This window comes from Knoellia koreensis, assembly GCF_013041615.1.
In the GTDB taxonomy this organism is placed as follows: Bacteria; Actinomycetota; Actinomycetes; order Actinomycetales; family Dermatophilaceae; genus Pedococcus; species Pedococcus koreensis.
Genome location: NZ_JABEPQ010000005.1, coordinates 1 through 12,747, shown reverse-complemented (window position 1 = coordinate 12,747; position 12,747 = coordinate 1). Strand labels below are relative to the sequence as shown.

General features: G+C 68.3%; 6 protein-coding genes. 4 read left to right on the top strand and 2 right to left on the bottom strand.

Translation table 11 applies throughout. The features are described 5' to 3' along the window. Positions 1-16 precede the first annotated feature (16 nt). Positions 17-1,510: an FAD-dependent monooxygenase gene (locus HJG52_RS17430; protein WP_171244918.1), complete on the bottom strand. Its 1,494-nt coding sequence runs from the start codon at positions 1,508-1,510 to the stop codon at positions 17-19. Positions 1,511-1,590: 80 nt separating this feature from the next. On the opposite strand from HJG52_RS17430, the gene HJG52_RS17425 reads away from it, so the two are divergent. After that, on the top strand, positions 1,591-2,190 hold the full coding sequence (locus tag HJG52_RS17425) for a TetR/AcrR family transcriptional regulator (RefSeq protein ID WP_171244917.1): 600 nt from the start codon (positions 1,591-1,593) through the stop codon (positions 2,188-2,190). A gap of 342 nt (positions 2,191-2,532) precedes the next feature. On the opposite strand, the gene HJG52_RS17420 is transcribed toward HJG52_RS17425, so the two are convergent. Then, entirely contained in the window at positions 2,533-3,798 is a 1,266-nt protein-coding gene (locus HJG52_RS17420) for an ATP-binding protein (protein ID WP_171245137.1), read from the bottom strand. Positions 3,799-4,418: 620 nt separating this feature from the next. Here HJG52_RS17420 and HJG52_RS17415 point away from each other — a divergent pair. The 3 genes from HJG52_RS17415 to HJG52_RS21915 all read left to right on the top strand — a co-directional run. Continuing rightward, on the top strand, positions 4,419-10,763 hold the full coding sequence (locus HJG52_RS17415) for a DNRLRE domain-containing protein (RefSeq protein WP_171244916.1): 6,345 nt from the start codon (positions 4,419-4,421) through the stop codon (positions 10,761-10,763). Between the two features lie 983 nt (positions 10,764-11,746). Then, positions 11,747-12,040 (top strand): transposase, encoded by a 294-nt coding sequence (locus HJG52_RS21920; RefSeq protein WP_206071070.1) that lies wholly within the window; start codon positions 11,747-11,749, stop codon positions 12,038-12,040. Between the two features lie 20 nt (positions 12,041-12,060). Beyond that, positions 12,061-12,747 (top strand): DDE-type integrase/transposase/recombinase (locus HJG52_RS21915; protein WP_171244915.1); only part of this gene is annotated, 687 nt, incomplete at its 3' end.

Genomic DNA, 12,747 nt, shown 5'->3' with positions numbered 1-12,747 from the left:
GGGTAGGGGGAGCGGGTCACAGTGCGTGAACCTGCCGTGCTGCCGACCGCGCGCCGGCCAGGCCCAGTGAGGCAAGCGAGTGTGACAGCTCGGCGTCGCTGCGGCCCGCGGCGGCGACGTAGCCGTCCGGGCGGACCAGCACCCATCGGGACACCTGGCCAGTCACGCGTTCGATCTCGGGCCCGCCGCCCGGTGGCGTCAGGAAGTCGGCGGCGGTGACCTCCGGCAGGACCAGGACGAAGCGTCCGCCGCGCAGTGCCACGGCGAGCTCGTGGCCGTCGATGCCGGGTATGGACTCCGCCCGCAGGCCCGCGTCCCGTGAGGCGCCCACTGGCGGGTGGTACCGCAGCCCCAGGCCGCTGACCACCCCGAGCGCCTTGTCCCGCACGGGAGGCAGGGCGAGCACCCCGCGCAGCGCGAGCCCGCGCAGGGCCCGTGACAGTGCGGAGCCGGCCGCGCCCCCGCGCACGAGGCCGCCGCTGACCTTGAGCGCGAGCTCGCCGACCGGGTGACGTTCGGCCTCGTAGCTGTCCAGCAGGTCCTCGTGCGCCCAGCCGTTCGCGACCGCGGCCAGCTTCCAGCCCAGGTTGGCGGCGTCCTGCAGGCCCGTGTTCATGCCCATGCCGCCGGCGGGCGAGTGGACGTGGGCGGCGTCACCGGCGAGCAGGACCCTGCCACGCCGGTATGCCGTGGCCTGACGTTCCTCGGAGTGGAACCTGGAGAGCCACCGGGGGTCGTGCATCCCGAAGTCTGTGCCGAAGACCGCCCTGGCGGTGCGCCTGACCTCCTCGAGCTCGACCGGGGCGGTGTCGGGCAGGTCGACCGACTGGTCGCGCGTGATGACGCGGTACCAGCCGTCGCCGAACGGGACGACGAAGCAGAAGCCGTGGCGGTTGCCGTTGGTGGTCAGGACGTCCGCGGGGGGCTCGGTCATGCGCACGTCGGCCAGGACGAGCGACTGAACGATCGACTCGCCGGGGAAGTCGATGCCGACGGCCCGGCGAACCGTGCTGTGGTGACCGTCCGCCCCCACCACCCATCGGGCCGAGATGGTGTCCTCGCTGCCGAGGCCTTCACGGATCCTGACGGTGACCCCGTCGGAGGCGGTGACGTCGGACGTCGGTCCGTGGTGGGTCAGGCCCACGACGTCGACGGGACGTCGGATGGTCACGCCGAGGTCGGCGGCTCGGCGCGCGAGCACGTTCCCGACGTTGTACTGCGGCGTGATGAGCACGTAGTTGTAGCGCGAAGGAAGGACCGACAGGTCGGCGTCGATCGACCCGAGCAGCCGGAATTTGGACAGCGGGGTTCCGGTGGCGATGACCGCATCGGCACAGCCGCGGGCGTCGAGCATCTCCAGCGTGCGGGCGTGCACCGCGAAGGCTCGGGTCAGTGGTGACTCGCCGGGGTGGCGGTCGACGACGGTGACGTCGACGCCGGCCCGGGCCAGGTCGCCGGCGAGCAACAGCCCGGTGGGGCCGGCTCCGACGATGAGAATTTCGGTGTCCATGGGATCTCCTGGGGCGTGTACTACATCTGTAGTTCCACTACACTACAGATGTAGTAGGAGTGTGATCAAGGGAGCCGATGATGACCGCCACCGTGGACCGCAGCACCGCCATCGCCGACGCGGCAGTCGCGGTCATCAGCAGGGACGGGGTGCGGGGCCTCACCCACCGCGCGGTCGATCGAGAGCTCGGACTTCCCCTCGGGACGACCTCGAACCACGCCCGGACCCGGCGCGACCTCGTGGCCCTCGTGGTCGACCGCCTGGCCCAGCTGTCCGTGGTCGACGTAGACCGGCCCTCGGGCCGCCGGCGTCGCCCGACATCCGTCAAGGGCGCAGTCGACCTGCTCACCGAGCTCTTCGACGCGGTCGTGGCCCGGGGCCCGGAAACCCGGGCCAGGTTTGCCCTCACCCTCGAGCTTGCTGCCGACCCGGAGCTGCACGAGCTGCTCACCATCGCCTCCCCAGCGCGCGCGCATCTCTACGAGCAGGGACGGGAGCTGCTGGAGACGCTCGGGGTCCCCGATGCGCAGGCTCGGGCAGCCGACCTGGTGGGCCTGCTCAACGGTCTGGCCTTCGACGCGGTGTCGGGTGCCGAGCGGCGCGGTCCCGCGCCCGACGTTCGCGCAGTCCTGACCGCGTGGTTGGCCGGCGTCCGGGGGATCCGGCCAGCGCGCCGATGATGCGGCGGCGCCATCGCAACCATGGGGCCGAACACTGTCAGGAATCAGCCGAGGCTCAGCGTCAAGCATCAGGCGGAGTCATACAGCGAGACGGTGGGCCCCGTGGGACTCGAACCCACAACCTACGGATTAAAAGGTCTCAGGACCCAGTCTCAGGCGGACTCGTGCGGTCGCTAGTTGTGCTCAAGTACGCCCAGCGTACGTCGTTGCCTGCTCGGGTAGAAGCCCCAGCAACTGCACCACATCTGCACCGCTCCCTTCATCGTCAGGGGGTCGGTTGTGGGCTCTTGCGGTCGATGGGGGTCGACAGCCATCCAGCCGCAGCGGATTGACCGGGCCCCCTCAGGGTCCGAGCGCTCCGATCGGCAGGACGCTGACGCCGTCATCTCTCCGATACGCGAAGCCCGTGGTCGTGATGACGCCCATGGCGGCGGGTTTGCCGACTTTGGCCTGGTCGACCTTCTGGGAGAAGGACAGGAGTGTCGCTGCGGCCTTGTCGGCGTCGTCGGGGTTCATCTTGACCTCGAATGCCGCCCAGCGCCCGTCGGGCATCGTGACGATGATGTCCACCTCGTTCTGGTTCTGGTCTCGCCAGTGGTGCACTGCTCCGCCACTTCGTTGGGCGTAGACGCGCATGTCGCGGACCACGAGGTTCTCGAAGAGGTAGCCGGTCGCGTTCAGGTCGGCCATGAGTTGCTTTGGCCCCTGCCCGAGGGCCGCTACCGCCAGGGACGGATCGATGAAGTAGCGGGTTGGCGAGGACTGCAGGGGGGTGGCCGAGCGCATGTGCGGGGCCCACGCTGGGGAGTTCTCGACCAGGCGCAATCGGTGCAGGGAGTCGAGGTATCCGTCAACGGTGGATCTGGCCACGGGGCCATCCGCGCCGCCGACATCCTTGGCCAGCGCGGTGACCCTGGCCGAGGTGGCGACGTTTCGAGCCAGCGATGCGAGCAGGCGGCGGATGTTCTCCGGGTCGCGGCGACGCGTGCCGAGCTCCTGGATGTCCACGAGGACGATCTGGTTGAGGTAGTCCCGCAGCCAGCGGCCGGCGTCGGTTGGTGTGGCGTCTAACAGGGCCGGCCAGCCACCAACGCAGACGCGGTCGATGATGCCGGGTACCGAGAGGCCGGCATCTCGACCACGTACGCGGTCCCCGTCCATCAGTGCCGCCAACGAAGCCGCCCCTGACGAGTGCCCGGACTCCAGGAGGGACATCGGCCGCATCTGGATGACGCCGATCCGACCCGCGCCCGAGTGCCGGTTGATGTCGTCACGCGGGGTGGCCGACCCCGCCATGATGAACAGCCCCTTCTCGGGTGAGCGATCATCGACGGCCCGGCGCACGTGATCCCACAGACTGGGGGCGACCTGCCACTCATCCAGCAACACCGGGGCTGGACTGTCCAAGAGCACGTCCGGAGCGTAGGCAGCCGCGCTACGCGCGGCTGCGTCGACGTCAAGCCGGTAGATCGTCGCGGCCGCCTGCGTAGCGGTCTCGGTCTTGCCGCAAGCCTTGGGCCCTTCGATCAGGACAGCGCCAATGGCGCTGAGCCGCTCCCGCAGCTCGAGATCAACGACTCTCGCGCGGTACCCCGCCCCTTCCACCATCACCGGCACCCTTCACGCACTCGCCACCTTCTTCGCTTTGCATTAACCATAGGCGACGTATTGCAAAATCCATAACCTTGACTTTGCGAAAACCTCGGGCGACAGCGCTGGCGCGCTCCGTCGAGCGTTGCCATCGTGCTCGGGCTGCTCCTGATGCGTGCACAAAGGGACTCGACCAGGTCCGCTCGGCCCTGCCCAGGATCGGCCCGACGGACGACATCAACGGGATGCTCGCCGCAGCCACTGCCCTCGTGAACGCCTCCGTCCGCGCACGACGATGAGAACCGGTGGCCCCACCCGCCGCGTACTGGCGCAGCGAGAAGCATCGTCCGTTCGGCTGAGTCCGTCGCGCCTTGGTTATGGGTTTGGTAAAGGGAGAGGGGCAGGGCATGCGGTCCATGTAGTTTGCGCTCGGTTCGCTCCGAAGAGGGAGCGTTGTCTGGGGGAGTTCGTCGATGGCCGCGTCCGCACATTCGGGTCCGTTCAATCTGTTTCAGTCGATCCCTGGGCGCCGAGCCCGCGGGGTGGGGTTCGCTGTCGCGGCCGCTCTAGCGGTGACTCTTGGCGCTGTCGCTGATGCCCCGGCGGCGAACGCGAGCCCCCCGGCGGCGAAGACTCCCGTGTCGGCCGAGCCTTTGGTGGCGCAGGATGTGCGGTCGGCGCAGCTGACCGCTCGGGTGCGCAAGCAGAAGGTTGAGGTTCTTTCGGAGCGAACGGAGGACTCGACGACGTTCGTCAACCCGGATGGGTCGTTCACGACGGAGTCGTTCGGGGCGCCCGTTCGGGTGCGGGACAAGGACGGCAAGGATGGCTGGTCCGATGTCGATTTGGAGCTGACGAAGCGCACTGATGGGTCGGTTGGGCCGCGGGTGCACCCGCAGAACCTGGTCATGGCCGGCGAGACCGGAGAGACGGGCGGGCTGCTGGCCTCGATCGCTGACGGCAAGGGCCGTCAGGTGCAGTTGGACTGGAAGGCCGCCCTGCCCGAGCCGACGTTGTCGGGCACCAAGGCCACGTATGCCGGGATCGCGCCCGGCGTCGACCTCGTCCAGGAAGCCACGCGTACCGGGGTGGAGCAGTTCCTGTTGCTGAAGGACAAGGCAGCCGTGGACGCTGCGGTCGCCGCTGCCAAGGATGGCCGGTACGAGGTCCGCATCCCGATCACGACCAAGGGCTTGACCGCGAAGACGCGCACCGATGGCGGTCTCGACTTCGTCGACGCCAAGGGCACCCCGGTTCAGACGATCGCGGCGCCGCGGATGTGGGACGCCGCGACGATCCCCAACGCTGACGTGCCCGCGAACGAGCACCCGGTCGGTATGCGGTTCGAGCCCACGGCCGGTAAGGGCAAGGGCGAGCTGGTCCTGAGTGCTGACGCCGCCTGGTTGGCCGACCCTGCCCGCCAGCTCCCCATCACCCTGGACCCGACGACGACCCTGGCGGCATCGCACGACACCTGGGTGCAGGAGGGGTACACCACCGCCCAGGCCGGGTCTACCGAGCTACGGCTGGGCACGTTCGACGGGTCCACCGTCGCGCGCACGTTCATGAAGTGGAACTCCTCGTCGTTCTCCAAGACCGACGTGACGTCGGCGACGCTCTCATTGTGGGAGTTCCACTCCTGGTCCTGCACCGCTCGCCAAGTCGACCTCCGCGCCGCCTACATCTCCGACACCAGCACGGTGTGGTCGAACCAACCGGCCGCAACATCGCTGTGGTACCAACCCAACTTCGCCAAGGGCTTCTCCTCCTCGTGCGCGGACGGCTGGGTCAACATCGCCATCACCGGACTGGCGCAGGCCTGGGCCGACAACGGCGCCACCTACCAAGGCATCCGCCTATCGGCGACGAACGAGGCCGACGTGTACGGGTGGAAGAAGTTCAACTCGGCCAACGCGTCGACGAACGTGCCGAAGCTGTCGGTGACCTACAACCGGTACCCGAACACTCCGGGCACCCCGACCCACACGCCCGGCACGTCCTCGACCACCACGACAGCGGGCTGGTCCACCTCGGCCACCCCAACCCTCAAGTCCGTGGTGTCCGACCCTGACGGTGGGTCGGTCAAGGGCCTGTTCAGCGTCTACCTCAACGGCACTGGCACTCCCGTGATCGACAAGGCTGCCGGGTCGACCGTCACCTCCGGCGGCACATCCCAATACACCGTCCCAGCGGGCAAGCTCGTCAACGGCAACCGGTACGTCGTGCGCGCGTACTCCAACGACGGATCGCTGACGAGCAAGGCCTGGTCGACGAACTACGACAACTTCGTCGTCGACACCAGCGCCCCAGCCACCCCGACCGTGGCGTCGAGCACCTCCCCGGAGAACGGCTGGTCCGACGCCCTCGACTCCGGCGGCAAGCTCGCGTTCACCGCCACCGGCACCTCAGCCGACATGAACCGGGTCCAGTACTCCCTGGATGCCGCGACCTACACCACGACCATCAACGCCAGTCCCAGCACTCCCGCCGCGATCAGCCTGGCCAAACCGGCCACCGGTAAGCACACCCTGTACGTGCGTTCCCTGGACAAGGCGGGCAACCCCTCGACCGGGAAGGCGTACGTCTTCTACTACGGCACCGGGGTCGCCCTCGCGCAGCCGGTCGAGAACCACGTCACCGCCAGGCGCATCCCGCTGCAGCTGCAGATCGACGCCGCCCAGGTGACCGCGCTCGGGACACACAAGTACCAGTACCGACGCGGCACGGCCGACACCTGGCACGACGTCCCCCTCGCCGATGTCACCAACACCGCAGGAACCACCCTGACCGCGTGGCCGGCCACAGCCGCCTCGACGGACGTGTCCTACTGGGACGCCGCCAAGACCCTCGCCGGGGGAGGGGTGATCGACGTGCGCGCGTTCTTCACCGGCAACAGCGCGACCACGGACCCGAACACCGTCACCGTCGACGTCAACGGCGGGCAGGGCGGTGACGCCACCACCGGCCCCGGCAGCGTCAACCTGCTCACCGGCGAGTACTCCCTGAGCGACACCGACGCCACGTTGTTCGGCGCCTCGGTCGGACGCACCTACGGGTCCAGGTCACTGACCGCAGGCACGGACAACGGTCAGTCCGGCGCGTTCGGACCGCAGTGGGCGATGTCCGGTGTGTCGGAGTACACCGACGCCAACTGGAAGGCGGTCGTAAAGACCTCCACCCTGTCGGTGGATGTGCAGGACGCCGACGACGAGGTCGTCTCCTTCACCGCCAAGTCCTCGGCCGCAGGCAACTCCGCGTGGACACCCGAACCCGGTGCCGAGGACCTGACCTTGAGCGGGTCCCTGACCTCCGGGTCGTTCACGCTCAAGGACACCGACGGAAACCTGACCACCTTCACCAAGCCCGCGACCACGCCGGCACCCCCCGCCGACACGTGGCCCGTCGCCTCGACCACACCCACGGGCGCTGGCGCAACCGCCAGGTACGGGTACGACACCGACCCCACCGGGAAGCTGCGGTTGACCCGGATCGCGGCACCCAACGCCGCCCTGAGCGATACCGCGCTGCAGGCATGCGCCGACAAGGGAACCGACCTGACGGCCGCCGCCTCTCGCGGTTGCCGCACCCTCGAACTCGTCTGGGGAGTTCCCGCCGCGGGTGGTTTCACCGGCCAGCGGGTCACGGCCATCAAGGCGTACACGTGGGACCCGGCCGCAGCCTCCGGTGCCGGGGCCATGACCGCGACGACCGAGGCCACGTTCGGGTACGACAGCGCAGGGCGCCTGGTCACGGCCACCGACCCCAAGCCCGCGCTCACCACCGGCGGGCAGGCGCTGACGACCACCTACACGTACGACGCGACCACGAACCTGCTCACCAGCCTGGCCCCGCCCGGGGAGCAGAAGTGGACCTTCACCTACGCCACCGGCAGCACCGTCGCCGGCCCCACCTGGGACCGCACCCTGCCGACCTCGACGGGTCGCCTGGTGACCGTGTCCCGGCCGACCCTGACCCCCGGCACAACCTCGACGACCAACGGCACCGCAACCACCGCGGTCGTGTACGGCGTGCCCGTGACCACCGCGGCCCGAGGCCCTGCCAATCTCAACCAGGCAGCCACCGACACCTGGAACCAGGGCGTGGCACCGGTCGAGGGCGCCGCCGTCTTTGACGCCGACGCGCCCGTCCAACCCGCAGGGGACTACTGGGCCGGTGACGACACCACCACCAGGTCCTGGTCCAAGGCCACCGTCACGTACCTGGACGTCAACGGGCGTGAGGTGAACACCCTGTCCCGTGACGGGCTGATCGACGCCACCGAGTACGACCGCGACGGCAACCCCGTCTTCCAGATCGACGGCGGAAACCGGGCACTCGCCCTGGGCCAGGGCTCCGACGCGGCCGCAACCTTGGCCGAACTCGGCCTCGACGGGGACAGTACAGACAAGCGTGCGCTCGAGCTCGGCACGGTTACCGTGTATGAGAAGGGCGCGAGTGGCGTCTCGCGAGTGAAGTACTCGCAGGGCCCGGTGCGGACCGTGGTCACCGCCGCTGGGGCGCAGGACCAGCAGCGGCCCACCACTCGCACGAGCTACGACACTGGCCGCCCAGTGGACGCTGCCACTTCCGATCTGGCCACCTCCACCGTGACCGGTGGGCTGGCGCGCGGGGCCGACCCGGCAACGGCAGCCCTGGACAACGCCCGCACGACCACGACCACGTACGACTGGGCGCTCGGCCTTCCCCTGGATGTCACGACCGACCCGTCCGCCGCCGCGGGTGACGAGATCACCGTCCGCACCCGATACGACGTCAAGGGCCGTGTCATCAAGCAACAGCAACCCTCCGACGCGGCAGGGACGGGGGCCGGGACCAGGGTGACCGCGTACTGGGACGACAACAGCGGCTCCTGCACCGGCCGCCCCGAATGGGGCGACCTGGTTTGCCGAACCTCGTATGCCGGGGTGATCACCGGGTCGACGAGCAACACGGCTCTGCCCGTCGTCACGACCAGCTACAACAGGGTCGGTGCGCCGGCCGTGGTCGCCGAGTCCGCGAACGGCGCCACGCGCACCACCACGACGGTGTTCGACGCCGCAGACCGCGCCACCTCCGTGACCATGACCAGCACCGGCCTGGGCTCCAACCCGGTGGCCCAGACCATGGCCTACGACCCGGCCACCGGGGCCCTGACCTCGACCAGCGGTAGCGGCAAGACCATGTCGACCGTCACCGACACGTTGGGTCGCACCCTGACCTACACCGACGCCTCAGGTTTGCGGGCCACCACCTCCTACGACGCCCTCGGCCGGGCAACGCAGGTCGCCGAGTCCGACACCACGGGCGCGCTGTCGCGGGTGCTGAAGACCACGACCGCGTTCGACGCGACGACGGGCCGGCAGACGTCCCAGACCGACGACCAGGGCGGCACCATCACCCTCGGCTACGACACCGCAGGCAACGTGACCTCCCAGACCTGGGGCGCCGCCGCAGCCGGCGGGCTGAAGGCCACGTCCCGGTACGACACCTCCGGCGCCGAGATCGAGCGCGTCTGGACCATGACCGGACAAACCGACCCCGTGCTGTCCGAGCAAGCCCTGGAGAACATCCATGGCCAGCAGGTCGACCACACCCTCATGCCCGGCGGTCACCGCGACTACCGGTACGACGGCACCGGCAGGCTCACCTCGACCGTCGACCTGGACGCCGGCCAGTGCACCGTGCGCGCGTACCGGTTCGACGCCAACTCCAACCGCACCGGCTACAGCAGCACCGCCGCTGCGGCCACCGCGGACGGGGCTGGTGACCTCACCGTCTGCCCGTCGCCCGTCACGCCCGCCGCCACGGCGACCTTCGACACCGGCGACCGCATCACCACCGCTGGCCACGTGTACGACGCGTTCGGGCGCACCACGAGGCTTCCTCTCGCCTCCGGTCAGGTCGCGCGGATCTCCTACAACGCCAATGACCTCGTCGCCTCCCAGACCCTGTACGCCAGCGCGGCCGACGCCGACGCCAACAGCGGGGCCGGGCAGAACCCGATCCAGTCCTCCAGCTACACCCTGGACCTGACCGGGGAGCGCGTCGCCACCCGCACCGCCCAGGACGTCGACCCCGACACCGGCATCGTCACACCGCGCACCCGCACCCTGCGATACGCCAGCAGCGGTGACTCCCCGGACTGGACCGACGAGGGCGACGGCACCATCACCCGCAACATCACCGGCGCCAACGGCGACCTGGTCGCCCTCGCGACCATCGACAAGACCGGCGCAGCCGCCGACGCCCTGGCATGGCAGCTGTCCGACATCCACGGCGACGTCGCCGCCACCCTGCCCGCAGCGGACACCGCGCCGCTGCAGATCAGCCGACCCGATGAGTACGGCGCCGGCAGCGACGACGCCCCCCGCTACGGATGGCTCGGCGCCAAACAACGCGCCGGCGACACCCCCGGCGGGCTGATCCTCATGGGCGTTCGGCTCTACAACCCCGAATCTGGACGATTCCTGTCGGTCGACCCGGTCTACGGCGGCAACCCCAACACCTACAGCTATCCCGCTGACCCCGTAAACTCCTTCGACCTCGACGGTCGATTTGGGTGGGGCAAGTGGTTGGATCGAGCCGCAACGGGACTCGCGATCGCTGGAATGTTCGGGTGCGCTGCCTGTGCAGCTGTGAGCGCTGGCATCTCTCTGGGCCGAGGGATCTATAAGGTGCGCCATGGAGATCGGTCTGGCTGGATTGACATCGCAGGGGCCGGCGCGTTCGGCGCGGCAAAGGGTCTTAGATACGCTGGCCGCATCTGGAAGGCACGACGCATCGCCCAGTACCCCAAGGGGGTTCGCGGAGGCCGAGCCAGCTATAACAAGCGCATGCGTCAGCGGACAGCGCGGCAGCATCGTCGCTACGAACGGCGCTATGTCCACCGCGCTGACCGCATCGACTTTTGGTACGGGGCGGCCTCGACTGCCTACTCCATCGGAAGTGAGTACAGGTCTTGGCGGTCGCGGCGAAATCGCTAGAACGGAGATGAGCGTGCCATGCGTCCGGATACACTGGTCCTCAGAGTGCTCGATGCGGCGTTGACGTGGCGCTCGACCGGCTCATCGTTCACTGCTGGCTACCGAGACGCCCTGTCCCACGCTCCCGACTCGGATTCAGGCACAGCCTTTGAGGACTATTCGAAGATGCTTATGGGCACGTACATCTTCTTGTCGTGTGTCTTCATGGGATTGTCACTGGTGATAGCAGGCCTACCTGGATTCCTTCCCGGGGTCGGACGCGTCCTGCTGACCGTTCTTGGTGCCGCAGCGCTAACGCTGGCGCTTAGCCATGCACTGTCACGGATTCGAGTGGACCGCCGAACCGGAAAGAGCGTGGTGCTCTTTGGGCTCGGACGAGCCGGCGACCTATTGGCCTTCGCTGCAATTGCTCTCGCGCTGCACGTCGCAATTTCGTGAGGATCGCACAGCGCCCGATGCGCCACAGACACACATGTGAGCAGTCCAGCAACATGCCAGCGCCGCGCCTGATCAAGCAGATCGCCGATCCCAGTTGGTTTGGTAACGGCGTGTATTTCCTCATGGGCGTCCCGTTCCTGTTCGGTCTCCTAGGCGCTCTGATCGGCGCATTGATTGCAGACGCCGTGGCGGGCCTTGCTATCGGACTGTGTATTGGGCTAGCCGCATGGTGCGCCTTGAACATCTGGGCGGTACGTGTTGTTCGCCGGGATGGCTACAAGGGGCGCAGACGGACCTAGCGCATTAGCGACCAGCGGCCACAAGGTCTTTGGTCGCAAGATCTGGGTCGTCAGGGAGAAGGACGGGTCTAGTGAGCTGCGGATGGCGTTAGTGCCGGTCGATACCTCAGCCGACGATGTGTGTGTGAGATCTACTTTCGTTAATGCGATTGGTCCTGGGAAGTCGTCCGGGACGTACGGGTCTGCTGCACGGATAGGTGACAATTGACTTGTGGTGCCGCCAGGTGCCGCTGGAAGGATGTCCCAGTGCCCAAGCCCTACCCCAAAGAGTTCCGCGATGACGTCGTGCGGGTGGCCCGCAACCGCGAGCCCGGACAGTATTTGAAGCAGATCGCCGCCGACTTCGGCATCAGCGAGTCGTGCCTGGCGAACTGGATCAAGGCCGCCGACGTCGAGGAGGGCGTCAAGCCTGGGACGACGGCGGCCGAGGGTGCTGAGAACCGCGAGCTGAAGAAGCGGATCCGGCTGCTCGAGCAGGAGAACGAGGTCCTGCGCCGTGCGGCCGCGTATCTGTCGCAGGCGAACCTGCCGGGAAAATGATGTACCCGCTCGTCCGCGAGTTGGCCGAGGACGGCATTCCCGTCACGGTGACGTGCCGGGTCCTAAGGATCGCCCGCCAGCCCTACTACCGGTGGCTGACCGCCCCGGTCACCGACGCCGAACGCGAGCAGGCGTACCGGGCCAACGCGTTGTTCGACGCCCACCGCGACGACCCCGAGTTCGGCTACCGGTTCCTGGTCGACGAAGCCCATGACGCGGGACAGTTGATGGCGGCTCGGACCGCATGGCGGATCTGCTCGGACAACGGCTGGTGGAGCGTTTTCGGCAAGAAGCGCGGCAAGAACGGCAAGCGGCCAGTACCGCCGGTGCACGACGACCTCGTGAACCGCGACTTCACCGCTGAAGCGGCGAACCAGCTGTGGCTGGGCGACATCACCGAGCACTGGACCGGCGAAGGCAAGCTGTACCTGTGCGCGATCAAGGACGTGCACTCCAACCGGATCGTGGGGTACTCGATCGACTCCCGGATGAAGTCCCGCCTCGCGGTTGCCCCCCTGAACAACGCCGTCGCTCGTCGCGATGACATGGCCGGCTGCGTGGTCCACACCGACCGCGGGTCGCAAGGCGGATTCAACCGGTCGTCGCAACACCTCGACAGTGGAGGTGTGCGACGGTGGCTACGGCGGACTGGAGCAGGAAGACGTGCGATGCGCCTGAGGGAGTGCGGCGGCAGTGGCGTGCTGATC

Bases quoted from the DNA above. Each gene is read 5' to 3' on its own strand.
- HJG52_RS17430 (WP_171244918.1), bottom strand. From the start codon at position 1,510: ATGGACACCGAAATTCTCATCGTCGGAGCCGGCCCCACCGGGCTGTTG.
- HJG52_RS17425 (WP_171244917.1), top strand. From the start codon at position 1,591: ATGACCGCCACCGTGGACCGCAGCACCGCCATCGCCGACGCGGCAGTC.
- HJG52_RS17420 (WP_171245137.1), bottom strand. From the start codon at position 3,798: ATGGTGGAAGGGGCGGGGTACCGCGCGAGAGTCGTTGATCTCGAGCTG.